The sequence below is a fragment of the Clostridium fallax genome (assembly GCF_900129365.1).
Lineage (GTDB): Bacteria > Bacillota > Clostridia > Clostridiales > Clostridiaceae > Clostridium_AH > Clostridium_AH fallax.
This window is the reverse complement of sequence record NZ_FQVM01000006.1, coordinates 1-25,129: the sequence shown is the minus strand read 5'-3', so window position 1 is coordinate 25,129 and position 25,129 is coordinate 1. Positions and strand designations below refer to the sequence as shown.

The following is a 25,129-nucleotide window of genomic DNA, read 5'->3' as shown; positions in this document are numbered from 1 at the left end:
ATAATATAAAATCCCGCAATTTCGCGGGACTAATTTATTCTTCGTGGTGTTCTTTTATATATTCTAAAACATCACCAACAGTAACAAATTTCTCTGCTACTTCATCTGGAATTTCTATATCCAGTTCATCCTCTAGTGCCATAATAAGTTCAACTATATCTAATGAATCTGCACCTAAGTCTTCAATAAAAGCTGACTCAACAGTTATTTCATCTTCACTTATACTTAACTTATCTGCTATTATTTCTTTTAATCTATCTAACATATTTTCACCTCCATTTATAAGTCTAATTAGATAATATTATATATCTTTAATGTCGTCAATATAACTTATAAATGTATTTATCTAAAAAATTTTTTTTATTTTCTGAATTTAACTTTTTACTCTTCTGTTTTATTTGAGTTAATATCTTTTTTTATTTTATTTACAATATCATGTTCATAGAAAATTCTAGTTTGCTTTATAGCATTTTTAAAAGCTTTGCTATCTGAACTTCCATGAGCTTTAATACAAATACCTTCTACACCTAAAAATGGTGCGCCACCATACTCTTTATAGTCATATTTTTTCTTTATTGAAGTAAACACAGGTTTTAAAAATAAGCCTCCAATTTTTGATATAGTTGAAGCCATAATTTCATCTTTAATTGTCTTTAATAAAGTTCCTGCTACTCCCTCATACATTTTTAATATAGTGTTTCCTACAAAGCCATCACAAACGAGAACATTTACATCTCCAGTAGGAACTTCTCTTGGTTCAACGTTTCCAACAAAGTTTAAATCACTTTCCTTTAATAACTTATATGTTGCCTTAGTAAGTTCATTTCCCTTTTCTTCTTCTTCTCCTATATTAACAAGTCCTACTGTTGGATTCTTTTGTCCTAATATATTTTCAAAATATATTTTTCCCATAACTCCAAATTGCTTTAAATATTGAGGTTTACAATCTACATTAGCTCCTGCATCTATAATCATAAATGCTCCATTTTTCCCAGGCATAACTGGCCCTATAGCAGGTCTTTCTATCCCTTTAATTCTTCCTATAATTAAAGTACAACCGGCTAAAAAAGCTCCTGTGCTACCTGCTGAAATTATAGCATCACATTCTTTATTTTTAACAAGATTTAAAGCCTTTACTATACTTGAATCTTTCTTTTTACGTAGTGCCATAACTGGATGTTCATTTGTAGTTATTACTTCTGTTGCATTAATTATTTGTATTCTGTTTTTGTCATATTCATGTTTAGAAAGCTCGTTCTTTATACTTTCTTCTGGTCCAGTAATATAAATTTCTATATCATTAAACTCTTTTAAAGCTTTGATACATCCTTCAACTACAGCCTTTGGAGCATTATCTCCACCCATGCCATCAATTGCAATCTTCATAATAACTCCCCTTTTTTTCTTTTAAATATAAAGAAAAGAAAGTCTGACGACTTTCTTTATTTTTCAGAAGCAACAACTTCCTTACCTTTGTAATATCCACAGCTTTTGCAAACTCTGTGAGCAAGCTTCATTTCGTGGCATTGTGGACATTCAACAATACCTGGTAAGCTTAACTTGAAGTTTTGAGCTCTTCTTGCATCTCTTCTAGCTCTATATGTCTTTCTTGCAGGATTTCCCATTATTACACCTCCTTAAATCAGCTAAACAAATCTTTAAGTTTTGCCAGTCTTATGTCTACATCTCCATTATCACAATTACAATTAGCTTTGTTTAGATTTGTACCACATTGCTGACAAAGACCTTTGCAGTTTTCACTACATAGTCTTTTAATAGGCAAGGTTGATATTATATTTTTTACAATAGTATCAGTGATATCAAGTGTATCACCTAAAACTAAGGCAACATCGTCACCTAAGTCTTTACTTGTATTATTTGTAAACTTATCCTCTACCTCTAAATCAATAGGTAAAGAAAAGTTTTCTAAGCATCTTGAACAAGTTAATTCTAATAAAGTATTAACTTTAGCCTTTAAAATTATTATACTATCATGTACTCTAACTTCACCAATAACCTTAATAGGTTTTAGTGGAACTATTTCTTCTCCATCAAGTTTGATAGAGTCCATTGTGAATTCATAATCAAATTTCTTTGCATTTAAATAGTTATCTGAGAAATCTATTACCATCTTTAGCGAATTCACACTCCTTAAAAAATCTTATATTTACTGACAACACAATTTATTATATAAACTACCATTTTAAAAGTCAAGCAATTTATATAATATTATTTTTGAATTAAATCTAAAGTTTCTTTAGCAATCATTAATTCTTCATTAGTTGGAATTACAAATACTTTAACTTTTGAATCCTTTGTGCTAAGCTCAGCAAAGTCACCTACTGTTGCTTTGTTCACTTCTTCATCAATCTTAACACCCATGAATTCTAAATCTCTACAAACAATTCCTCTGCTGTAAAAATCATTTTCTCCAACTCCAGCTGTAAATACTATACAATCTAATCCCTTCATAGCTACAGCATAAGATCCTATATATTGCTCAATTCTATAAGTTAACATATCAACTGCTAATTTAGCTCTTTCATTACCATCCCAAGCAGCTTGCTTTATATCTCTAAAGTCACTGCTTAAACCTGATATTCCAATTAAACCTGATTTTTTATTTAATATGTCATTAACTTCATCTGGTGAACAGTTTAATTCTTTCATTAAATATGTTACAACTGCTGGATCTAAGCTTCCTGATCTAGTTCCCATAACTAAACCATCTAATGGAGTAAAGCCCATTGAAGTGTCTACTGATTTTCCTCCATCTACAGCTGTACAGCTTGAACCATTTCCAATATGACAAGTAACCATTTTTAAATCTTTTATATCTTTTCCCATTGCTTCTGCTGCTTTTTGAGAAACATATTTATGTGAAGTTCCATGGAATCCATATTTTCTTATTTGATGTTCTTTATAAAACTCATATGGTAATGCATACATATATGCTTTTTCTGGCATAGTTTGATGGAAAGCTGTATCAAAAACAACTACCATTGGTGTATTTGGCATAAGAGTTTTACATGCATTTATACCTATTATATTAGCTGGATTGTGAAGTGGAGCAAGTTTTGCACAAGCTTCTAATTCTTTCATAACTTCATCATTAACTATAACTGATTTTGAATATTTTTCTCCACCATGTACTACTCTGTGACCAACAGCTGAAATTTCATCCATTGATTTTATAACCCCATGATTTTCGTCTATAAGAGCTTCTAAAACTAATTTTATAGCATCCTTATGATCCTTCATAGGCTCTTCTTGTACAAATTTATCGCCCTTAGCTTTATGAGTTAGTATTGATCCTTCAATTCCTATTCTCTCTACTAATCCCTTTGCTAAAACTGCTTCATTTTCCATTTTTATAAGTTGATATTTTAAAGATGAGCTTCCGCAATTTATTACTAAAATATTCATTATTATATTCCTCCCCAAAATAACAATTTTTATTTAGATTGTGCTTGTGCTTGAACTGCTGTTAATGCAACAACATTTACTATATCATCTGAGCTACAACCTCTTGATAAATCATTTATTGGTTTTGCAAAACCTTGACAAACTGGTCCTATAGCTTCTGCATTTGCAAATCTTTGTACTAATTTATATCCTATGTTTCCAGCTTGTAAATCTGGGAAAACTAATACATTTGCATTACCTGCTACTGGGCTTTTTGGTGCTTTTTGATCTGCTACTTTTTGTACTATAGCAGCATCTAGTTGCATTTCTCCATCTATTAATAAGTCTGGTCTAAGTTCTTTTGCTTTTTCTGTTGCTGTTCTTACTTTGTCAACTAATTCATGATCAGCACTTCCCATTGTTGAGAATGAAAGCATTGCAACCTTAGGCTCCATATTACATAATTGTTTTGCAGTATCAGCTGTAGCTATTGCTATTGATGCTAATTGATCTGCTGTTGGATTTGGATTAACTGCACAGTCTGAGAATAATAACATACCTTCCTTACCATATTTAGAACCTGGTACCATCATTATAAAGAAACTTGATACTACAGATACTCCTGGTGCAGTTTTTATAATTTGAAGTCCTGGTCTTAAAAGATCTCCAGTTGTATGAACTGCTCCTGAAACCATACCATCTGCATCATCTAGTTTTACCATCATTGTACCAAAGTATAAAGGATCCTTTACTATTTTCTCTGCTTTTTCTAAAGTCATTCCTTTTTTCTTTCTTAACTCATAGAATGCATTTATATACTTTGGAAGATTTTCTGATTTATTTGGATCTTCAATTGTTATACCTTCTAAGTTTACACCTAAAGATTTAGCTTTTTTTTCTATTTCTTCTTTATCCCCTACTAAAATTAAATCAGCAAGTCCCTCTTTTTCTATCTTTTCAGCTGCTATTAAAGTTCTCTCTTCATCACCTTCTGGAAGAACAATCCTCTTTTTATTAGCTTTAGCTGCCTTCCATATTTGTTTCATTAATTCCATGTTCATTTCTCCTTTCAATAGATGTCAAAATATCTACCTACATATATTAATATACTCCTAAAACAACATAAATTTCAACAAGAAAAAGTTAAAATCCTTTTTGTTCTTATTTTCTATTTTTTCATACAATTAAGAAAAAAGTTTTTTATTTATCTTTTTATTAAATTCTTGTATGATATCCTTATAGTAAGTTTAAGGAGGTTAAAAATGAAAGTAGTTGGCATAATAACTGAATATAATCCTTTTCACAATGGTCATAAACTTCATCTAAAAAAAAGCTTAAATCTATCAGAAGCTGATGCTGTTATATGTATAATGAGTGGAAATTTTATGCAAAGAGGTATCCCATCTCTTGTTGATAAATGGACCCGAACTTCTATGGCTTTATCTAACGGCGTTGATTTAGTTTTAGAACTTCCTTCAATATTTGCAACTTCTTCAGCAGAGTTTTTTGCCAAAGGAGCTGTGTCAATTTTAAACTCTCTAGGGGTAGTTGATTCTTTATGTTTTGGAAGTGAACTTGGAGATATTAAAAACTTAAAACTTATAAGTAATGTTCTTTTAGAGGAACCTTCCTTTTTTAAAGAATCCTTAAAAAATTATTGTAAGGAAGGTCTTCCCTTCCATAAAGCTAGAAGTTTAGCTTTAAGTGATTATTTTAAAGAAAAAAATCAATTAATTGAAGATATAGATATTATTTTGAATTCTTCAAATAATATTTTAGGCATGGAGTATATAAAAAACCTTCTAAAACTAAATTCTTCAATAAAACCTTTAACAATAAAAAGAGAAGGTTCTGACTATAACGAAAAACTTTTACAAAGTAAAACTGCTAGTGCAACAGCTATTAGAGAGGCTTGTTTAAAAAATAACGATATATCTTCTATTCATGATTTTATACCATATGAAAGTTATAATATTTTAAAAAACTTTTTAAACGAAGGAAATTATTTTACCGATCCTAACTCTATGTTTCCTTTTATAAGATATAATTTATTAGTTAATTCAGATGCCTTAAAATTCATTCCTGAAGTTTCCGAAGGATTAGATAATAGAATTTTAAAAAGTTTATGGAGTTCCTCTTCTTTAGATGAACTTATTTTAAAAATAAAATCTAAAAGATATACCTATACTAGAATAAACAGAATCCTTTGTAGTATTTTTATAGGAACTTATGATTTTAATATTTTAAACCTTAGAGATACTTCTCCTTCCTATGGAAGGGTTTTAGGATTAAATAAAAAAGGCAGTAAAATTTTAAAGGCAATTAAAAACAAAGGTAATATAAATCTTATTACAAAGGTTCCATCTAAGGTAGAAGATTCTATGTTAAAGCTAGATATACAATCAACTAATGCCTACAGTTTAATTTCTAGCAATATAAATTTTAATGATGATTACTTTAAAAGTCCTATAATTTTTAAGTAAAGTCATAATATTTAAAAAGCACATATATAAATACAATATACAGTTTAGGGGGATTGATAAAATGTATGGTATCTATATTTTGTGCTTTTTAATTATATTTTTAGTTATTATTCTTGGAAAACAAATGAAAGAAAGAGGAATAAATATAAACACCTTTGCAACTATTATTTTAACTATAATAATTTTATATTTTATATTATCACCAGACCAATGTATAAAGGCTTCAATAAAAGGCGCTGATCTTTTTGTAAATTCTATACTTCCATCTCTATTTCCATTTATGGTTATATGTAATATGCTTATGCACTTTAATGGAATAAATATATACTCTAAAATAATAGGACCTATAATCTGTAAGCCTTTAAGACTTTCTAAAGCTTCTAGTTTTGCTATAGTTGCAAGTTTTATTTGCGGTTATCCTTTAGGGGCTAAGTATTCTACAGATTTATATGAAAATAAATATATAGGACATGAGGAATATTCAAGATTATTAAATATAGCCTCTAATGCCGGCCCCTTATTTATAATAGGTGCCATAGGAAGTTCAATGCTTGGTAATGCCACTTTTGGCTACATAATCCTTGCTGCTAATTATATTTCTGCAATTATTATAGGAATTTTAACAATAAAAAAGAGAAGTCCTTTATCTTCAGAACTTCCTCCTATGATAGACAAAAAAGAAAAAAATATTGGGGAGATATTAAAGCTATCTATAACTGATGCTTTAACTGGTACATTAACTGTTGGTGGATATGTTATATTTTTCTCGTTATTAATAACTATAATTAAAGATAACAATTTATCTAAAATGTTATTTAACTATAATATAGAAAACTTTGAATCCATAAAAGGCATATTACTAGGTAGTATTGATCTTACCAACGGAGCAAACTTAATAGCCACTTCTCAGTTAGATTTAACATTAAAATTATGTATTTTAAGTTTTATCTGTTCTTTTGGTAGCTTTTCGGTTTTAGCTCAAGTTAATTCATTCGTGTACAAGCATAATATATCAATGATAAAATATTTACTATTTAAAATACTACAAGGAGTAATTTCCGTTATTATTTGTTATATAATATGCCTATTTACTTTAAACTCTATAGAAACCTTTAATACTGGAGTAACATTAACTAGTTTTTCTTATTTTATTCCTACATTAATAATACTAGTATTATCTTCTATATTTTTATTATTAGATAAACTATTTCATCTTTCTTAACTCCTGAATATTTTCTCTTATTGAAGTTGATGTAGTATTTAAATCTTTTGTTAGATTTTCTGCAAAATTTTCAACATTTGTTTTTACTTGATCTAATAATTCTGCTGTCTTTAGCTCTACTTGTTTTTCCAATTGACTTACTACTTCATCTGCATAATCTCTTGCCCCAAGTCTCATAAGTTTAGCATCTCTTTGAGCTAATGTTATGATTTCTTGGGCTTTTATTTCAGCTTCTTTAACTATATCATGGTTATCAACTTGTTTTTTTACAAGATCCTTTGTTTGTTCTTTATAAACTTCATATTCCTTTTGAGCTTCTCCTAGAATTCTATCTTTTTCATTCATAATCCACTGAGCTTTTTTAAGTTCTTCCGGTAAATAGTTAATAACTTGGTCGATAACCTCAAGAATTTCTTTCTTATCAACAACAACTTTACCTGTTATAGGTACCTTTGATGCTCCTTCTATAATATCTTGGAGATATTCTAATAATTCTATTACATTAACTTCCATTTCTAATACCCCCCATTACTGGCTTTTAATTTTGCTAATTACATCTGGAATTATCTCCTCTGGCACCAATCCTTCTATACTACCACCAAATTTTGCAATTTGCTTTACAGCTGATGAGCTTATATATGAATATTCTGTATTAGTCATCATAAATACTGTATCTATTTTAGGATCTAATTTTTTATTAATTAGTGCCATCTGCATCTCATATTCAAAATCTGCAACAGATCTTAAACCTTTTAAAATTATAGTAGCATTTTTATCTCTCATTAAATCTATTAATAATCCACTATGACTTTCTACGGTAACATTTTCCAAACCCTTTATTAACTTTTTTATAAGATCTACCCTTTCTTCATAGTGAAACAATCCTTTTTTATCTATATTTACCATAACTGCAACTATAACCTTATCGAAAGCTTTCGCACCTCTTTTTATAATGTCTAAATGCCCATTTGTAATAGGATCAAAACTTCCAGGGTAAACAGCAATTTTCATTTTATTTTAGTCCTCCTCAATTCTGTAAAAGCATACTGTAGTATTTCCATACTTTCTTGTATCATATAGTTTAATTTTTTCAGTACCTTGAAAAATTTCTTCACTTGTATCTATCTTAGTAACTATAATACCATCCTCTTGAAGTATATTTCTATCTTCAATTATTTTTACTGCTTCCGGAATCATATCTTTTAAATATGGAGGATCTATAAATATTACATCAAATTTCTTTCCTTTATCAGCCAAACTTTTTAATGCTGAATATGCATCTGTATGTAAAGCATGACAAAAATCTTGAAATTTTAGATTTTCTATATTCTTCTTTAAGTTTGGGAAAGTAACTGGACTTTTATCTACTAAAAATACTTCCTTTGCACCTCTACTTGCAGCCTCTAGTCCTAGGCTTCCAGTACCTGCAAATACATCTATTACAGTTGCATCTGGAATATATCCTTGAATTATACTAAACATTGATTCTTTTACTCTATCTAAAGTAGGTCTTGTTTCATAAGTATCTGGTGAAAGAAGCTTTCTTCCCCTTGCTTTTCCTGCGATTATTCTCATCTATTATTCCTCCTTTTTCTACTCATAACATTTTACCATAATACTTATTATGGTACAATTACTAATTAAAACATATGAATTTACTACTTCTTTCTAATGTCTTTATTACTTCTTCTAAAAACTTTTTATTTTCTTTTAAATCACTATATACAATTTCATTAGCTTCTCTACTACATATCTTAAGAATTTCTATATCTTCATATAAATCAGCTAAAATAAGACCATCTTCTCCATGTTGCCTTAATCCAAACATATCTCCTGTTCCTCTTAATTTTAAGTCCTGCTCTGCTATAAAAAATCCATCATTACTTTCAGTCATAATTTCCATTCTTCTTTTTGTAACTTTATTTTTAGCATTTCCAATTAAAATACAATAAGATTGATATTCACCTCTTCCAACTCTTCCTCTCAATTGATGGAGCTGAGATAATCCAAATCTTTCTGCATTCTCAATTATCATAACGCTAGCATTAGGTACATTAACTCCTACCTCTATTACTGTAGTAGATATTATAGCTTTTATTTTTCCCTCTTTAAAATCCCTTATAATTTCTTCCTTTTCTTTAGCTTTCATTTTTCCATGAAGAATAGCTACTTCAATATTTTTAAACTGATTTTCTTTAAGATTTTCATAAAGCTTTTCTACAGAATTTAATTGTAATTTTTCTCCTTCTTCAATAAGAGGACATACTATATAAACCTGTCGGCCTTTATTTATCTCATTTAATGCAAAGCTATAAGCTCTATGTTTATTTTTTTCTTCAAAGAATTTAGTTTCTATAGCTTTTCTTCCTGGGGGCAGTTTATCTATTACAGATACATCTAAATCTCCATAAATGTATAAAGCTAATGTTCTTGGTATAGGTGTTGCAGTCATAACTAAAACATCTGCAAATTTATTTTTATTTATAAGCTTACTTCTTTGCTCAACTCCAAATCTATGCTGTTCATCGGTAATTACAAGTCCTAATTTTTTAAATTCAACATCTTCTTGAATAATTGCGTGAGTTCCTATTATAACTACTGGAACTCCAGTACTTATTTTTTCTTTTATTCTTTTTTTCTCAGAAGCCTTTGTACTTCCTACTAAAAACTCTATATCTACATCAAATTCCTTAAATAATTTTTTGCATTCTAAATAATGTTGATTCGCTAAAATTTCTGTAGGAGCCATCATAGCTACTTGATATCCATTTTTATAAACATTAAATAAAGCAATTAAAGCTACTATAGTTTTACCACTTCCTACATCTCCTTGAACTAACCTATTCATATTAAATGGCTTTTTTTCATCTATTAAAATTTCTCTTATTACTTTATTTTGAGCCTCTGTTAAAGCAAAGGGAATTTTATTTTTTAAATCTATAAGTTCCTCTGATATTTTAAAAGGAATTCCATTAGATTTATTTTTAAATTCTTTTTTTAATGCCATAAGCTTCATTGAATAGATAAAAAGTTCTTGAAATTTAAGCCTTTTTATAGAATAAAGAAGTGATTCTTTATCTTTTGGAAAATGTATATTTCTAATTGCTCTATCTAAATCCATAAGATTATATTTTCCAATTAAGTCTTTAGGTAAATTCTCTTCTATATTTACAGTATCTAAAATATTATTTATAAGCTTTGATAATATTTTATTAGTTAGTTCATTTTTAAGAGCATATTTAGGAATAATATCACTATCTAATGCTTCTTTACATGCACATATAGGATTAATAACTTCTATATGATTTTTCTCCATTTTAAACTTCCCTAAAAGATTATAACTTTCCCCAATTCTAAAATTTTTTATAATATAAGGTTGATTAAACCATTTCCCTAAAACTATTTTTTCCCCGCAGATAAATTTTATAGTAGTTAAGGTTTTTCTTGTCTTTGTTTTAATAGTTCCCTCAAAGGATAAAAGTTTGCAATTTAGTATTCTTTTTTCTTTTTCATCTATTTCTACTAGAGAACTATCCCCATTTATATACTCATAATCCTTTGGAAAATATAATAATAAATCTAATACAGTAAATATTCCTGCTTTATTTAATTTATCTAAAAGTTTAGGGCCAACTCCCTTTAAAATACTAACTTCACTATTAATGTTCAAATAATCACCTACCTTTTCCTTTGTAAAATTATAAGAATATTATATCTATTAATAATAAAAAAAGCGACTAAGTCGCTTTTAATTTTTCATAAAATTTTTTATTCTACAGACATTATAAAATAATAAAGTGGTTGTTCCCCTTTATAACATTGAATATCTAAGTCACTATATTTTTCTTCTATTTTTTCCTTAAATTCTTCAACTTCTTCATCATTACAATCTTTTCCATAAAGTATAGTTATAAGTTCACTATCTTCATCTACCATTTTTTCGATTAAAGTTTCAGCAACATTAAATTTATCTTCTCCTACCTCTTTAATCTTTCCTTCTAATAATCCTAGAATATTACCTTCTTTTATTTCTTTTCCATCAACTTCTGTGTCACGGACTGCATAAGTTACACTACCAGTTTTAACCATATCAATAGCTTCTTTTAACTCTTTTTCATTTTCAGAAACTTCATTTTCTGGATTGAACATAGTTATGCAAGTAATACCTTGAGGTATTGTTTTAGTTGGTATAACTCTTACATCCTTATCTGAAATTTCTGCTGCTTGATTAGCTGCCATTACTATATTTTTATTGTTTGGAAGTACAAATATATGCTCTGCATTTAAACTCTCTATGCATTTCATTATATCTTCTGTACTTGGATTCATTGTTTGACCACCTTCTATAACATAGTCAACACCTAAATCTTTAAATATATTTTTAATTCCTTCTCCCATAGCAACAGCTATAAAAGCATATTTTTTAGGTTCATTATCTTCTACTGTATCTACAGTTTCTTCTTCATTATTATAGGCCCCATCCATTATAAGGCTTCTATGTTCTTCTCTCATATTATCAATTTTTATTTTTGATAACTCTCCTATTTTAACTGCTCTACTTAAAACTTCTCCTGGATCATTTGTATGAATATGAACCTTTATTACATCATCATATCCTACAACTATCATAGAGTCTCCTAAAGATTCTATACTGTTTTTAAATTGATTTGCATAAGATGCATCACCTAAAATTATAAATTCTGTACAATATCCGAATTTAATATCACATTCTTCAACATTACCTTTAGAAACTTTGCTTTCTCCTTTAGATTTAAAGTCTTGGATTGTAAAATCCACTCCTTCTTCTAAAGCTTGCTCCATTCCCTTTAATATGATTAATAATCCCATTCCACCAGAATCTACTACCCTTGCCTTTTTAAGTGCTGGTAACATTTCTGGAGTTTTATCTAACATTATCTTACTTTCAACACAAACTTCTTCCATAAGTTCTACGATATTTTCTTTATTAGATTTTACAGCAGTTTCAGCTGCAGCTCTTATAATTGTAAGAATTGTCCCTTCAGTAGGTCTCATTACTGCTTTATAAGCAGCCTTACACCCTTCTTCTAACCCATGAGCAAATTCTTTACTTGTAACCTCTTCTTTATCTTCTAGTCCTTTAGATATTCCTCTAAGAATTTGAGATAAAATAACTCCAGAGTTTCCTCTAGCTCCCATTAAAGCACCTTTAGCAAGTTTTTTGGAAATTTCTGCTACTGTACTATTTTGCATGCCTTCAATTTCTCTTACTGCTGCTTTAAAAGTCATTGACATATTAGTTCCTGTGTCTCCATCTGGCACAGGGAAAACATTTAAAGAATTAACAAAATCGCTTTCTTCTTCTAATCTATTACTAGCATTTACAACCATGTTATAAAAATGCTTTCCATTTATTTTAGTATATTCCATCGGAAACTCCCTCCTAGACTCTAACTGCTTGAACATTTACAGTAATTGCTGACACAGATAATCCTGTATAGCTTTCCACATTATACTTAACTTTTTGAATAATATTATTAGCTATAACTGATATTTTAGCACCATATTCAACCATTACAAATAACTCTATATTTAATTTATTTTCATTAAAATTTATTTTAACGCCTTTACTTAAGTTCTCTACTCTCATTAATTCCCAAAAACCTTCAGTTGCGTTTTTTGAAACCATTCCGACAACTCCATAACATTCCATTGTAGCTAATCCAACTATCTTAGCTAACACTTCATCAGAATAATTTATATTACCATTTGCATTTGAAAATCCCATCATGGCTATTCCTCCTTGATTTATCCATATACTATATTCTATATTAATTAATAATAATATTCAAGCAAATACCTTTATGATATTTATTAATTTCATAATAAGAAAATTTTATATTTTACTTGCATAATCTATATATTCTATGATAAAATATTATTTGTCCTATTGAAGAGTAGATCTTCACAGCAAGGAGGTGTTTTCAGATGGCAAGAAGATGCGATGTATGCAACAAAGGCGTTGTATCAGGAGTACAATACAGCCACTCACATAGACAATCTAAGAGAAAGTGGGCTCCAAACATAAAGAAAGTTAAAGCTATAGTTAACGGAACTCCAAAAACTGTTCACGTATGTACTAGATGCTTACGTTCAGGTAAAGTTCAAAGAGCTATATAATAGTTTTACTAAATGCAGTTGTGTAATTTACAATTGCATTTTTTCTTTTAAAAAAAACAATAAAATACTTTAACTTTTATTAAAACATAAAATTCATTAAAATAAATATAAAGAAAGCTACAGAAATTATATTCTGTAGCTTTTAAAATTTTAGAAGATATATAATCTAGCAATACCATTACTTTTAATATTTTTTGCTATTTTATGTATATCTACTTTTTCTTTCTTACAAAAAGTTTTACAATACACGAAATAGCCTTTGGAACTTTAATAGCAAAAATTTTCATATTTCTTCTTCCCCCAAACTTTTTAACTCTCACTTATTGAATAACCAATTAATGCAATTATTACTCCTAATGCTACTAAATAAAATTTACTACAAAAAACATTTAAAATAATTAGAAATGCCCCTAAACTTAATATTAGTTTTAAAAATTTACTTTTTTTACTGAAACATAAAAATCACCAATAAGTTGCTTTAATACATATTATGCAAAAACAGCTTATTAGTGACTTATAAATTAATCTCTTGAGTAAACTACCATTATAATACCTTCTTCAAAGGTTATTTCTATATCTTCATTTAAAAACTCATTAGATATAGCTCTAGATTCCCCTAAATGTAAATCATAATCATAAAGACTATATTTAGCTTTTCTTATATTAAATTTTTTAACAATATCACAGTAAGCATGAAATGATATTGTTTGTCCATAAGTTCCCTTTAAGTTTATAGGCTTATTAGTTAGAAATATAATATTATTATTATCCTTTATATAAGCTTTTATATTTTTATCTAAGGCCTTCTTTAAAAGTCCTATATTTCCAAAGGCATGATCTAACCTACTACCTGTAACTCCTAACAAAACAATTTCCTTTACCCCTTTTTCTAAAGCTTTATTAAAAGCTATTTCAGAATCTGTAAAATCTTTCTCAGGATTAAACTTAACTAAATTAAAATCTTTTAAACTTTCCTTAAATTCTTCCCCTATAGAATCAAAATCTCCTACTACTAAATCAGGCTTTATATTATTTTTTATAAATACTTCTGCTCCCCTATCTGCAGCTATTAAATATTGAGCTTTTTTAACTTCATCTAAAAACATCTTATTACTTGGTTTATATCCACCTGATACTATTAAAGCTCTCATTTAAACCCCTCTTTTCAAAGCCTCTATATTTTTCTCTATTTCATTATTTTTAAATACAGCTGAACCTGCTACTATAACATTTGCTCCCGCTTTTACTACTTCTTTTATATTACCTTGTCCAATTCCTCCATCTACTTGTATAAGCATATCTTCTCTACCTATTTTTTCACACATATCCTTTATTCTTTTAATTTTATCTAAAGAATAAGGAATAAACTTTTGTCCTCCAAAGCCTGGATTAACAGACATTATAAGAACCATATCTAAACTTTCCAATATATTTTCTAAAACTTCAACTGGTGTTCCTGGATTTAAAGCAACTCCTACTTTAACTCCTTTACTTTTTATATAATTTATAGTTCTATCTATATGTCTATCTGCCTCATAATGAATTGTTATAAGATCTGCTCCACATTCTATAAATTCATCTATGTATCTTGAAGGTTCTTCTATCATTAAATGAACATCAAAAACCTTGTCTGTATATTTTCTAATTGCTTTTATAATAGGAAATCCAAAGGATATATTAGGAACAAAGGCTCCATCCATTACATCTATGTGAATAAATTCTGCCCCTCCCTTATCTACTCTTTCTATTTGTTCTCCTAATTTTGCAAAATCTGCTGATAATATTGATGGTGCAATTTTTACCATTTATTTTTCCTCCTATTTATTATTTCTTCTAAAGTTTTTATATAAAAATCATATCTATTAGAATTTATTTTTCCTTGTTCTACTGCTTCTTTAACTGCACAGCCAGGCTCTTTATAGTGATTACATCCATTAAACTTACATTTTCCATTATAATCATTAAATTCTGGAAAACAATACTTTAGTTGATCCTTATCTATAAAATTAATATCAATAGTTGAAAAACCTGGAGTATCTACTAAATATCCATTTTTTATTTCTATGAGTTCACTATGTCTTGTAGTATGTTTACCTCTTCCTATTTTATCACTAACTTTACCAGTTTCCATATGGTCTTTTCCAGTTAACATATTTATAAGAGTAGATTTTCCAACCCCTGAAGGACCACAAAGCACTGTAGTTTGATTTTCTAACCTATTAAAAAGGGTTTCAATTCCTTCACCAGTTTTAGCATTTATAAATAATACTTCATATCCTATATCATTTATTTTCCTTTTAACTTCTAATTTTTCTTCCTCTGTACATAAATCTATTTTATTTAAACACACTATAGCATGTATATTACTATTTTCACATAACACTAAAAATCTATTTAATAAATCATAGTTTATATCAGGATTTTTTATAGCAAATACTACATAAGCTTGAGTTACGTTGGAAACAGTTGGTCTTATAAGTTCACTGTTTCTATCTAATATCTTTTCTATAACTCCTTTATCTTTATCTAAAGAAATCTCTACATAATCTCCTACCATAGGTTTCATTGAGTTATGTCTAAATTTCCCTCTAGCTTTACATTCAATTATTCTATCTTCTACCTTTATATAGTAAAAGCCTCCTATTCCCTTTATAATTCTTCCTGTCATAATTCCTCCAATTAAAAATTCTTATATACTTATAATAAACAAAATAAATATAATAATGCAACATTATATTTATTTATTAAAGAACTTTATTTCTTTATATCTATACTTTACTAAAAAAGCAGCTAATTTTCTAAAATTAGCTGCTTTTAATTTTATTAATTAACTTTTTTTATCGTTACTAGAACGAGGGTCTGGATGAGTTCCTTCATCTTTTGGAGGTTGTGCCTTTGGCTTTTCTAATGTAACAACTACAGAACCGCCTTCTTCAACTTCTTGAGGACTAACATTTGTTACTTTAGCACTACTCATTTCTCCTTGATTTTGTGCAAAATCTCCAGCATTTTGAACATTTACACTTATCTTTTTATCTTTTCCCCAGTTTTGAGCTTCTCCATAAGATTTGCCAACTAATTCGTTAGCATTATATTTTTTCTTTTCTGGTTCTTTATAGGTATAATAATAAACAGTTATTGTACTTCCTTGTTTTAAATCATAACCAGCACCTGGATCTTGCTTATAGATTTTTCCATTTAAATCTTTTTTATCACCTTCACTAGTTACAGTTTCTACCTGTTTCATTTGGAATTTCAAACTATCTAAAAGTGTTTTAGCATCATTTAAAGTTTTTCCAGATAAATCTGGTACATTAGAAGTTTTAATTTCTTGTCCTTTACTTACTACAACATCTATCTTATCTGATTTTTTAACTTCTGAATCAGATTCAGGACTTTGCTTTATTATTGTGCCTTTAGTTTTACTGCTAAATTCTTCACTAACATTTCCTAATTGTAATCCGTAGGTAGCTAACATATTCTTAGCATCTTTTACTGTCATTCCTTGTAAGTTTGGTACTTTAAGCTTTTCACCACCACCACTTACAATAACTCTTATTTCAGCTTTTTCTTTAACTTTACTGCCTGCTTCTGGAAACATCTCAAGAACAGTTCCTTCTTCTTTGTCACTTTCCTTTTGTCCAGCCTCAACAAATATTAATCCTGCAGACTCTATAATTTTCTTCGCTTCATCTTTGCTTTTACCTACTACATCAGGAACTGATATTTCCTTTACCTTTTCTGAGGAACCTTTAGTAAACATATAAGCGGCTCCCCCACCTAAAGCTAAAACTAATATAGCAATTAAAGCAAATATAACTTTATTTAATATCTTATTCTTTTTTGAAGAACTAGATTTTTTATTTTCATCTTCATCATCCTCATAATCTTCATCATCGTCGTCATCATAGTCTTCCTCCTCATCATCTTCATCAGGAGGCACATTTACAGGAGCCATGATCCTTGTATGATCTTCATCATCCTTTAATTTATTACTTCCTATAACAGTATCTGGATCATCTTTTATTTTTTGAAGATCATTAATTAATTCCTTTGCATTTTGATATCTTTTTATAGGCTCTTTATTCATAGCCTTAAGTATTAACTGATTTAAACTTTCTGGTATTTTTGAATTAATATCCTTTGGCGGAATAGGATTTTCTTGTATATGTTTTAAAGCAATTGTAACTGGAGTATCCCCATCAAAAGGAACCTTTCCTGTAACCATTTCATATAAAACTACTCCTAAAGAATATAAATCCGTTCTACAATCTATATAACTTCCTTTTGCCTGCTCTGGTGAAAAATAATGAGCAGATCCCATAACGCTATTAGTATATTGTATTGTAGTAGAATTGGTAGATTTTGCTATACCAAAATCAGTAACTTTAACTACACCTTCATCAGTTACTAAAATATTATGAGGTTTTATATCTCTATGAATTATATTATTTTTGTGGGCACATTCTAATGCATTTGCTACCTTTATAGCTATATTAACTGCTACATCATAAGGAAGCTTTCCTTGTTCATTTATTATAGTTTTTAAAGTCTTACCCTTTACGTATTCCATAACTATATAATGAATATCTTCATTTTGAGTACCTACATCAAGGACATTAACAATATTTGCATTAGATAAATTAGCAATAGCTGTAGCCTCTCTTTTAAATCTATCAACTATTTCATCATTGTCTTTAAAAGAGTCTTTTAATACCTTTATTGCCACATACCTATTTAACTTATTGCACTTTGCCTTATATACATAAGACATTCCACCTTCACCTATTTTTTCTAATATCTCGTATCTATCTCCTATTATCTTCCCAATCATCTCATTCATCTACATCTCTCCTCCAAAAATCAAAACTGAGATATTATCCTTACCTCCTCTTAATTTAGCTAAATCTACAAGAGATCTACAAACTTTATTATAATCTGAAGTAGACTTTACAGCTTCTAAGATTTCTGTAATAGAAACGTCGTTAGTTAAGCCATCTGTACATAATATAAAGGTATCATATTCTTTAGGACAGTAATTATAAATATCTATATTTACAGTTGAATTAGTACCAATTGCTCTTGTAATTATATTTTTTATAGGATGAATTTTTGCTTCTTCCTCTGTTATTGAACCTGAATCAAGAAGTTCTTGAACCAAAGAGTGATCTTTAGTGATTTTTTCGATTTTATCATCTTTAATAGCTAGACAACTACTATCTCCAACATTAGCTATTTGTAATTCTTTTTTAGTTCTAAAACATGCAGTTAAAGTTGTTCCCATACCTTCTAAAGACTTTGAGGAAAGCGAGTGTTTATAAATTTTATCATTTACAAATTCAACAGATTTTTTTAAAATTTCTTCGTTATTTATTATACCATAATTAGATTTTATAAAATTCAAAATACCTTCTACAGCCATTTTACTAGCTACTTCACCGGCATTATGACCTCCCATTCCATCAGCTATGACATAAACTTCAAAATCTTTGCATTTAAAATAGTCTAAATAATCTTCATTTAACTCTCTTTTATTTCCCAAATCTGTTATTTTACCAACCATAGTTTCCCCCCTATTGATTTTGTTGTGAATTCAAGTAACTTCTTCTTAACTGTCCGCAAGCTGCATTTATATCTGATCCCATTTCTCTTCTTACTGTAACTTCAATACCGTAACTTTTTAAAATTTCTTTAAAGTCTTCTATTGTTTTATCGGAGGATTTTCTAAAGGAATTTTCTTTAATTTCATTAACTGGAATTAAATTAACATGACAAAGCATACCTTTTAAAAGTTTTGCCAAAGACTTACTATCTTCTTTAGAATCATTCACATCTTTAACTAAAGAATACTCAAATGTAACTCTTCTTTTAGTTTTCTCTATATAGTAATTACAAGCATCTAATATTTCTTTTATACTATATTTATTAGCAATAGGCATTATTTGCTTTCTTTTTTCATCGCTGAAAGCATGTAATGATATTGCTAAAGTTACTTGAGTATTTTTATCAGCAAATTCATAAATTTTAGGAACTATACCACAAGTGGAAATGGTTATATGTCTTTGACCTATATTAAGTCCATAATCTGCAGTAACAAGATCTATAAATTTATTTACATTATCATAATTATCAAAAGGTTCTCCACTTCCCATAAGGACCACATTAGAAATTCTTTCATTTAGTATTTTTTCCCCAACTAAAATTTGTGAAATAATTTCTCCTGCTGTTAAATTTCTTTTCATTCCATCTACAGTAGATGCACAAAACTTACATCCCATTCTGCAACCTACCTGTGTAGACACACATATAGAATTACCATGCTTATATTTCATAAGTACAGATTCAATTAAATTACCGTCTTCTAAAGCCAAAAGTAATTTTTTTGTGTTATCTATTTTAGATTCGTAAACTTTAACTATTTTAGGTAAAGATAAAGAAAATTTATCCTTTAATTTCTCAGTTAAAGCTTTAGGGATATTTTTCATATCATCAAAACTATCTATACCTTTATAAAGCCAACCTATAACCTGCTTTCCACGGAAAGCAGGTTCTTTGTTGGTTTTCATCCAATCTTGAAGTTCTTCTAATTTATAATCTAATATATTGTTTTTCATATTACCACCTATATTTTTTTAAGTTTTGCAATAAAGAATCCATCCATATTTTTATTAGGTAATACAGTTATAGTTTTATCATTGTTATATATTATATTATCTAGTTTTCCTACATATATATCTTCAATAACAGCATCTTTATTTTTCTTTAAAAACCACTCTATGTTATCTTCATTTTCTTCTTTATTTAAAGTACAAGTTGAATATAACATTACTCCACCTTTTTTAAGGTAGTTCCAAGCATTCTCCATAATTTGTTTTTGAATTACTATAAGCTCTTCCACATCTTTATTTGTTTTATTCCATTTTATTTCTGGCTTTTTTCTTATTATTCCTAATCCTGAACAAGGAACATCTATTAAAACTCTATCTGCAAAATTTATAAAATCACTATTTATTTTAGTTCCATCCATAATTTCTGTTTTAATATTTGAAAGACCTAGTCTTCCTGCATTTTCTTTAATAAGGTCTAGTTTATGATCATAAATATCAAAAGCATAAACCTCTCCTTTATTATTCATAAGTTCACTTATATGAGTTGTTTTTCCACCTGGAGCACTACATATATCTAATACTTTCATATCTTCTTCTAGGTCCATAAGTGGAGCCACTAACATAGCACTTTCATCTTGAACTGTTATTTTACCTTCATTAAATAAAGGATTTTTTTCTATGTTTTTGCCTCTTGAAATTTTTATAGCCTCTGGACATACTACTCCTTCTTCTACTTCATATCCAGCTTCTTCAAGTTCTGAGAATACATCGTCATAATCTCCCTTTAAACTGTTAACTCTTATTGTTACATCAGGAATAGAATTTAATCCTCTTAAAATTCTTTCTGTTTCTTCAAGGCCATATTGTTTTAAAAACTTTTGTATAATCCACTTAGGAAAAGAATATTCTATTGAAAGTTTTTCTTTAGTTCCTAAAGTTTTTATTGTTATATTATCTTTATTTCTTAAATAATTTCTTAAAACTCCATTTATAAAGCTAGTTAAAGAAGAATCTATTTCCTTTGTAAGATTTACTGCTTCATTAACTACAGCATAATCTGGAACTCTATCTAAAAACTTTATTTGATAAATTGCACTTCTTAAAATATTTATAACTTTAGGATCAATATCATCTATAGAATTTACAAAGTTTTTTATTATACTATCTATGTATAACTTATACTTTATAGTTCCATATACTATTTCTGTTACAAGAGCTTTATCTTTATCATTTAAAGAACTTTCATTTAATCTTTTTCCTAATTCTAAATTTGAATAAGTTTTTTCAAAAAATACTTTATCAAGTATTTCAACTATTATTTTTCTACTGTTCATTTAAATACCTCGCTTAATCTTCTCTATTACTGATTGCTATAAGTCTAATTAATTGTGCTATAGAAGTCAATGTAGCTGCAACATAAGTCATTGCTGCTGCATCTAATACTTTCTCTGCACCATTTATTTCTTCATTGTTTAAAATTTTCTTTGAATTTAAAATTGTTAAGGCCCTTGAAGAAGCATTATATTCTACAGGTAATGTTATTAACTGAAATATAACTACTGCTGAAAATAATATTATTCCTATTGTAAGTAGTGGTTTAATTCCTAATATTAATCCTGCAAAGAATAATATCCAAGAAAAACCTGAACCAATATTTACTATTGGCACTATAGAATTTCTTACGATAAGAGGTTTATAGCTTTCCTTATGTTGTATTGCATGACCAACCTCATGGGCTGCAACTCCAATTGATGCTACTGACTGGCTACTATAAACATCTTGTGATAATCTTAAAACTCTATTTAAAGGATCATAATGATCACTTAACCTTCCTGGTATCATTTCAATAGGAACATCATAAAGTCCTGCTCCATCTAATAACATTCTTGCCACTTGAGCACCAGTATATCCACTTATGCTTCTAACTCTACTATATTTATTAAAAGTTGAAGATACTTTACTCTGGGCCCAAATAGATATTATTAATGCTGGAATTAAATATAAAATACTAGAATCAAAACCATAGTAATACATAAATTTTCATCTCCTATTTTCCTAAAATTATAGTTTTATCCATGTCATTACCATTTAAGTATTGCTCTATAGTAAGAGGTTTTCCATTTGGAAATTGAACTTTTTTTATCAATAAAATTCCACTTCCAGTTGCAACTTCTATTCCTTTTTTAGAAACTTCTAATATAGTTCCTGGCTCTTTATCTGTTTTACCATTAGCCACTTCACTTTCATATACTTTCATAGCTTTATCTCCATATAAAGTATGAGCTATTGGCCAAGGGTTAAATCCTCTTATAAGATTATGAATTGTAAGAGCATCATCTTTCCAATTTATCTTAGCAAGATCTTTATTAATCATTGATGCATAACAAGATTTATCATCTTCTTGTTTAATAGGTGTTATTTCACCCTTCACCATTTTTTCTATTGTTTCAACTAATAAAGAACTTCCTGACTCCATAAGTTTATCATGAAGTTCACCTGCTGTCATTTCATCTGTAATTTCTATTTGATTTTTAAGAAGCATATCCCCAGTATCTAGACCTACATCCATAAGCATAGTTGTATTTCCTGATACCTTTTCTCCATTTACAATAGCCCAGTTTATAGGAGCTGCACCCCTATATTTGGGAAGAAGTGATGCATGTAGATTTATACAAGCATATTTAGGAATTTCTAAAACTTCCTTTGGTAATATTTGTCCAAAAGCTACAACTATAATAAAATCTGGCTTCATTTCTCTTAGTTTTTCAATAACTTCTGGTTCTTTTCTTATACTTATTGGCTGGTAAACTGGGATGTTATTTTCTAAAGCCACTTCCTTAACTGGTGACATAGCTAATTTTTTACCTCTTCCCTTTGGCCTATCTGGTTGAGTAAATACAGCTTTAACTCCAAACTTTTCTATTAAGCCTTTTAAAGATGGTACTGCAAAATCAGGAGTACCCATAAAAACTATATTCATATTTAATCGCTCCTTTAGTCTTGTTTTTCTACGTGGTCAACAAAAAGAATTCCATCTAAATGATCATTTTCATGACATATAGCTCTTGCTAAAAGTCCTTCTGCTGAAAGAGTAAATTCATTACCATTCATATCTAAAGCCTTAACTTTAACTCTTTCTGGTCTCTTTACCTCTCCTTGCTCTCCTGGAAGGCTTAAACATCCTTCTACATCTATTTGTTCTCCATCCTTTTCTAAGATTTCAGGATTTATAAAAACTCTAGTACCTTCACCATCATAAACATCTATTACAAATATTCTTTTTAAAATTCCTACTTGCGGTGCTGCAATTCCTACTCCATCAGCTTTGTACATAGTTTCTGCCATATCTTTTATAAGTGTTAGTATTCTTTCATTTATTTCATCTACCACTCTACATTTTTTTCTTAATATTTCATCACCATATTTTCTAATATTTCTTAATGCCATTTTTCTACCTCCTAAGTCAAACTATTAGGGTTTATATCTATACTTACCCTTATTTCATTATAAACTTCCTTTGTATTTTCATAAAGAATTTCTTTTATATTATTACCAATAATATAATCAAAGTTACCTTTAATTAATATTTGCCATCTATACATTCCATTTATTCTTTGAATTATAGCAGGACAGGGTCCTAACATTTCTAAATTCCAATTAAGAATATAAGGTTTTAATTTATTTCCTAATTTCATAGAAAAATCTATTAATTTTTTTTCATTCTCACTACTTAAATTTATAGCTAAAAACTTTTTAAAAGGTGGATATCCCATTAACCTTCTTATTTTTATCTCTTCCTCATAAAATCCTTCATAATCATTAGATATAGCATATTTTAAACTATAATGATTAGGACTATATGTTTGAACTACAGCCTCTCCTTCTTTATCTCCTCTTCCAGCTCTACCGCTAACCTGAGTTACTATCTGGAAGGTTTTTTCTGATGACCTGTAGTCAGGAAAATTTAATGAAATATCTGCAGCAATTATTCCAACTAAAGTAACATTTTTAAAATCTAACCCTTTAGCTATCATTTGAGTACCAACTAAAATATCTCCATCGCCTTTTTTAAAGCTATTATAAATCTTTTCATATGAATCTTTTTTTCTAGTAGTATCTACATCCATTCTTAATATTTTTATTTTAGGAAATAATTTTCTAAGTGTAACCTCCACCTTTTCAGTACCTGTTCCAAAGAATTTTACATATTTACTTCCACACTTTGGACATAATTTTGGTTCTTTTAAAGTTTTTCCACAATAGTGACAAACTAAAAAACCATTATTATGATAAGTCATTGCAATATCACAATGATCACATTTAAAAACATAACCACAGCTTCTACAGCTAACAAAAGTAGAATAACCTCTCCTATTTAAAAATAAGATTATTTGCTCTTTATTTTTTAATCTTTCCTCTATATAATTTTGTAGCTTTTCACTAAAAATAGATTTATTACCTAAAGAAAGCTCTTCTCTCATATCTACAATATGAATTTTAGGAAGTTTTCCACAATCTACCCTATTTTTAAGTTCTATTAAAGATATATTTCCAGTTTTAGCTTTATAATAACTTTCTATACTAGGAGTTGCAGATCCTAACACCACTTTACATCCATAAAGTTTACTTTTAAATTCTGCTATTTCCTTAGTTTGATATTTAGGATTTTGTTCAGATTTATAAGTACTTTCATGTTCTTCATCTACTACTATAAGTCCTAGATTGTTAAATGGTAGGAATATAGCAGATCTAACACCTACAACTAATTTTGCCCTTCCTGATTTCACTCTAAACCACTCATCAAATCTTTCTCCATCAGATAGCTTACTATGGAATACGGAAACATCTTTCCCAAATCTTCCTTTAAATCTTTCAATCATTTGAGGAGTAAGAGAAATTTCTGGTACTAATATCAGTGTACTTTTATCTTTCCTTAGCATCTCTTCTACTAAATTCATATATACTTCTGTTTTACCACTTCCAGTAACACCTTTAAGCAAAAAAATCTTTTCCTTAGAATTTAAAATGGTATCTACAGCTACTTTTTGCTCTTCATTTAATATTTTTTTACTATAATAAGTATATTCTCTATAATTAGCTCTATCAACTATTACCTCTTTAACTTCTAAAAATTCATTATCTATTAATTTTTTTAGGGAATAGGTAGATATATTAAATTTATTTTTAAGCTCTGCTCTAGTATAAATACCATTATTATTCTTTATAATTTCTATAATTTCTTTAAAGTTATC

Annotated in this window: 26 protein-coding genes; 3 read left to right on the top strand and 23 right to left on the bottom strand. The window is 28.5% G+C overall.

The window, feature by feature from the left end:
- Positions 1-34: 34 nt before the first annotated feature.
- The 6 genes from acpP to pta form a co-directional block, all read right to left on the bottom strand.
- On the bottom strand, positions 35-265 hold the full coding sequence (acpP, locus tag BUA70_RS04550; protein ID WP_072893876.1) for an acyl carrier protein: 231 nt from the start codon (positions 263-265) through the stop codon (positions 35-37).
- A 116-nt stretch (positions 266-381) separates the two neighbouring features.
- Positions 382-1,386 (bottom strand): phosphate acyltransferase PlsX, encoded by a 1,005-nt coding sequence (gene plsX, locus BUA70_RS04545; RefSeq protein WP_072893873.1) that lies wholly within the window; start codon positions 1,384-1,386, stop codon positions 382-384.
- Positions 1,387-1,442: 56 nt separating this feature from the next.
- Positions 1,443-1,625 carry a 50S ribosomal protein L32 gene (gene rpmF / locus BUA70_RS04540; RefSeq protein WP_072893869.1) on the bottom strand — a complete coding sequence of 61 codons (183 nt, stop codon included), beginning with the start codon at positions 1,623-1,625 and terminating at the stop codon, positions 1,443-1,445.
- A gap of 17 nt (positions 1,626-1,642) precedes the next feature.
- Complete coding sequence (locus BUA70_RS04535) at positions 1,643-2,146, bottom strand: YceD family protein (RefSeq protein WP_143762332.1); 504 nt, start codon at positions 2,144-2,146, stop codon at positions 1,643-1,645.
- An 83-nt stretch (positions 2,147-2,229) separates the two neighbouring features.
- On the bottom strand, positions 2,230-3,426 hold the full coding sequence (locus tag BUA70_RS04530) for an acetate/propionate family kinase (RefSeq protein ID WP_072893865.1): 1,197 nt from the start codon (positions 3,424-3,426) through the stop codon (positions 2,230-2,232).
- A gap of 29 nt (positions 3,427-3,455) precedes the next feature.
- Positions 3,456-4,460: a phosphate acetyltransferase gene (gene pta, locus BUA70_RS04525; protein ID WP_072893863.1), complete on the bottom strand. Its 1,005-nt coding sequence runs from the start codon at positions 4,458-4,460 to the stop codon at positions 3,456-3,458.
- Positions 4,461-4,667: 207 nt separating this feature from the next.
- On the opposite strand from pta, the gene BUA70_RS04520 reads away from it, so the two are divergent.
- Both BUA70_RS04520 and ylbJ read left to right on the top strand, forming a co-directional pair.
- On the top strand, positions 4,668-5,888 hold the full coding sequence (locus BUA70_RS04520; RefSeq protein WP_072893861.1) for a nucleotidyltransferase: 1,221 nt from the start codon (positions 4,668-4,670) through the stop codon (positions 5,886-5,888).
- 61 nt (positions 5,889-5,949) lie between these two features.
- Positions 5,950-7,110, top strand: a complete 1,161-nt coding sequence (ylbJ, locus tag BUA70_RS04515; protein ID WP_072893858.1) for a sporulation integral membrane protein YlbJ — start codon at positions 5,950-5,952, stop codon at positions 7,108-7,110.
- Here the strand turns inward: ylbJ and BUA70_RS04510 are convergent.
- The 6 genes from BUA70_RS04510 to BUA70_RS04485 all read right to left on the bottom strand — a co-directional run bounded on the left by BUA70_RS04510 (position 7,093) and on the right by BUA70_RS04485 (position 12,880).
- The gene (locus tag BUA70_RS04510) at positions 7,093-7,623 is read right to left on the bottom strand and encodes an ATPase (protein ID WP_072893856.1); all 531 of its coding nucleotides are present in this window, start codon (positions 7,621-7,623) and stop codon (positions 7,093-7,095) included. The two genes, ylbJ and BUA70_RS04510, sit on opposite strands and share 18 nt — an antisense overlap.
- A gap of 15 nt (positions 7,624-7,638) precedes the next feature.
- Entirely contained in the window at positions 7,639-8,121 is a 483-nt protein-coding gene (gene coaD, locus BUA70_RS04505; protein ID WP_072893854.1) for a pantetheine-phosphate adenylyltransferase, read from the bottom strand.
- Positions 8,122-8,127: 6 nt separating this feature from the next.
- A complete protein-coding gene (gene rsmD / locus BUA70_RS04500) occupies positions 8,128-8,685 on the bottom strand; it encodes a 16S rRNA (guanine(966)-N(2))-methyltransferase RsmD (RefSeq protein ID WP_072893852.1) in 558 nt (185 codons plus the stop codon).
- Between the two features lie 61 nt (positions 8,686-8,746).
- On the bottom strand, positions 8,747-10,780 hold the full coding sequence (recG, locus tag BUA70_RS04495) for an ATP-dependent DNA helicase RecG (protein WP_072893849.1): 2,034 nt from the start codon (positions 10,778-10,780) through the stop codon (positions 8,747-8,749).
- A 98-nt stretch (positions 10,781-10,878) separates the two neighbouring features.
- On the bottom strand, positions 10,879-12,519 hold the full coding sequence (locus BUA70_RS04490; RefSeq protein ID WP_072893845.1) for a DAK2 domain-containing protein: 1,641 nt from the start codon (positions 12,517-12,519) through the stop codon (positions 10,879-10,881).
- Positions 12,520-12,532: 13 nt separating this feature from the next.
- Positions 12,533-12,880, bottom strand: coding sequence for an Asp23/Gls24 family envelope stress response protein (locus BUA70_RS04485; protein WP_072893842.1), 348 nt, complete (start codon positions 12,878-12,880; stop codon positions 12,533-12,535).
- 197 nt (positions 12,881-13,077) lie between these two features.
- On the opposite strand from BUA70_RS04485, the gene rpmB reads away from it, so the two are divergent.
- Positions 13,078-13,269: a 50S ribosomal protein L28 gene (rpmB, locus tag BUA70_RS04480; RefSeq protein ID WP_072893839.1), complete on the top strand. Its 192-nt coding sequence runs from the start codon at positions 13,078-13,080 to the stop codon at positions 13,267-13,269.
- A gap of 521 nt (positions 13,270-13,790) precedes the next feature.
- Here the strand turns inward: rpmB and BUA70_RS04475 are convergent.
- The 11 genes from BUA70_RS04475 to priA all read right to left on the bottom strand — a co-directional run.
- Entirely contained in the window at positions 13,791-14,420 is a 630-nt protein-coding gene (locus BUA70_RS04475) for a thiamine diphosphokinase (protein ID WP_072893836.1), read from the bottom strand.
- Positions 14,421-15,074, bottom strand: coding sequence for a ribulose-phosphate 3-epimerase (gene rpe / locus BUA70_RS04470; protein ID WP_072893833.1), 654 nt, complete (start codon positions 15,072-15,074; stop codon positions 14,421-14,423).
- A complete protein-coding gene (rsgA, locus tag BUA70_RS04465; RefSeq protein ID WP_072893829.1) occupies positions 15,068-15,937 on the bottom strand; it encodes a ribosome small subunit-dependent GTPase A in 870 nt (289 codons plus the stop codon). The genes rpe and rsgA overlap by 7 nt, the downstream gene beginning before the upstream one ends.
- 159 nt (positions 15,938-16,096) lie before the next feature.
- Positions 16,097-18,112, bottom strand: coding sequence for a Stk1 family PASTA domain-containing Ser/Thr kinase (gene pknB / locus BUA70_RS04460; protein ID WP_072893826.1), 2,016 nt, complete (start codon positions 18,110-18,112; stop codon positions 16,097-16,099).
- On the bottom strand, positions 18,113-18,832 hold the full coding sequence (locus tag BUA70_RS04455) for a Stp1/IreP family PP2C-type Ser/Thr phosphatase (protein WP_072893823.1): 720 nt from the start codon (positions 18,830-18,832) through the stop codon (positions 18,113-18,115).
- Between the two features lie 10 nt (positions 18,833-18,842).
- Positions 18,843-19,883, bottom strand: coding sequence for a dual-specificity RNA methyltransferase RlmN (gene rlmN, locus BUA70_RS04450; RefSeq protein ID WP_072893820.1), 1,041 nt, complete (start codon positions 19,881-19,883; stop codon positions 18,843-18,845).
- An 8-nt stretch (positions 19,884-19,891) separates the two neighbouring features.
- Positions 19,892-21,211: a 16S rRNA (cytosine(967)-C(5))-methyltransferase RsmB gene (rsmB, locus tag BUA70_RS04445; protein WP_072893818.1), complete on the bottom strand. Its 1,320-nt coding sequence runs from the start codon at positions 21,209-21,211 to the stop codon at positions 19,892-19,894.
- A gap of 13 nt (positions 21,212-21,224) precedes the next feature.
- A complete protein-coding gene (locus tag BUA70_RS04440; RefSeq protein ID WP_072893815.1) occupies positions 21,225-21,911 on the bottom strand; it encodes a zinc metallopeptidase in 687 nt (228 codons plus the stop codon).
- Between the two features lie 13 nt (positions 21,912-21,924).
- On the bottom strand, positions 21,925-22,857 hold the full coding sequence (gene fmt, locus BUA70_RS04435; protein ID WP_072893812.1) for a methionyl-tRNA formyltransferase: 933 nt from the start codon (positions 22,855-22,857) through the stop codon (positions 21,925-21,927).
- Between the two features lie 14 nt (positions 22,858-22,871).
- Complete coding sequence (gene def / locus BUA70_RS04430; protein ID WP_072893809.1) at positions 22,872-23,324, bottom strand: peptide deformylase; 453 nt, start codon at positions 23,322-23,324, stop codon at positions 22,872-22,874.
- Between the two features lie 11 nt (positions 23,325-23,335).
- On the bottom strand, positions 23,336-25,129 hold a 1,794-nt coding region (priA, locus tag BUA70_RS04425; RefSeq protein WP_072893806.1), incomplete at its 5' end, for a primosomal protein N'.

Bases quoted from the DNA above. Each gene is read 5' to 3' on its own strand.
- rpmF (WP_072893869.1), bottom strand. From the start codon at position 1,625: ATGGGAAATCCTGCAAGAAAGACATATAGAGCTAGAAGAGATGCAAGA.
- coaD (WP_072893854.1), bottom strand. From the start codon at position 8,121: ATGAAAATTGCTGTTTACCCTGGAAGTTTTGATCCTATTACAAATGGG.
- pta (WP_072893863.1), bottom strand. From the start codon at position 4,460: ATGGAATTAATGAAACAAATATGGAAGGCAGCTAAAGCTAATAAAAAG.
- plsX (WP_072893873.1), bottom strand. From the start codon at position 1,386: ATGAAGATTGCAATTGATGGCATGGGTGGAGATAATGCTCCAAAGGCT.
- pknB (WP_072893826.1), bottom strand. From the start codon at position 18,112: ATGAATGAGATGATTGGGAAGATAATAGGAGATAGATACGAGATATTA.
- BUA70_RS04440 (WP_072893815.1), bottom strand. From the start codon at position 21,911: ATGTATTACTATGGTTTTGATTCTAGTATTTTATATTTAATTCCAGCA.
- rsgA (WP_072893829.1), bottom strand. From the start codon at position 15,937: ATGACAGGAAGAATTATAAAGGGAATAGGAGGCTTTTACTATATAAAG.
- ylbJ (WP_072893858.1), top strand. From the start codon at position 5,950: ATGTATGGTATCTATATTTTGTGCTTTTTAATTATATTTTTAGTTATT.
- def (WP_072893809.1), bottom strand. From the start codon at position 23,324: ATGGCATTAAGAAATATTAGAAAATATGGTGATGAAATATTAAGAAAA.
- rsmD (WP_072893852.1), bottom strand. From the start codon at position 8,685: ATGAGAATAATCGCAGGAAAAGCAAGGGGAAGAAAGCTTCTTTCACCA.
- acpP (WP_072893876.1), bottom strand. From the start codon at position 265: ATGTTAGATAGATTAAAAGAAATAATAGCAGATAAGTTAAGTATAAGT.
- BUA70_RS04455 (WP_072893823.1), bottom strand. From the start codon at position 18,832: ATGGTTGGTAAAATAACAGATTTGGGAAATAAAAGAGAGTTAAATGAA.
- BUA70_RS04510 (WP_072893856.1), bottom strand. From the start codon at position 7,623: ATGGAAGTTAATGTAATAGAATTATTAGAATATCTCCAAGATATTATA.
- rpe (WP_072893833.1), bottom strand. From the start codon at position 15,074: ATGGTAAAAATTGCACCATCAATATTATCAGCAGATTTTGCAAAATTA.
- rsmB (WP_072893818.1), bottom strand. From the start codon at position 21,211: ATGAACAGTAGAAAAATAATAGTTGAAATACTTGATAAAGTATTTTTT.
- BUA70_RS04475 (WP_072893836.1), bottom strand. From the start codon at position 14,420: ATGAGAGCTTTAATAGTATCAGGTGGATATAAACCAAGTAATAAGATG.
- BUA70_RS04485 (WP_072893842.1), bottom strand. From the start codon at position 12,880: ATGATGGGATTTTCAAATGCAAATGGTAATATAAATTATTCTGATGAA.
- BUA70_RS04530 (WP_072893865.1), bottom strand. From the start codon at position 3,426: ATGAATATTTTAGTAATAAATTGCGGAAGCTCATCTTTAAAATATCAA.
- fmt (WP_072893812.1), bottom strand. From the start codon at position 22,857: ATGAATATAGTTTTTATGGGTACTCCTGATTTTGCAGTACCATCTTTA.
- rpmB (WP_072893839.1), top strand. From the start codon at position 13,078: ATGGCAAGAAGATGCGATGTATGCAACAAAGGCGTTGTATCAGGAGTA.
- BUA70_RS04520 (WP_072893861.1), top strand. From the start codon at position 4,668: ATGAAAGTAGTTGGCATAATAACTGAATATAATCCTTTTCACAATGGT.
- BUA70_RS04490 (WP_072893845.1), bottom strand. From the start codon at position 12,519: ATGGAATATACTAAAATAAATGGAAAGCATTTTTATAACATGGTTGTA.
- rlmN (WP_072893820.1), bottom strand. From the start codon at position 19,883: ATGAAAAACAATATATTAGATTATAAATTAGAAGAACTTCAAGATTGG.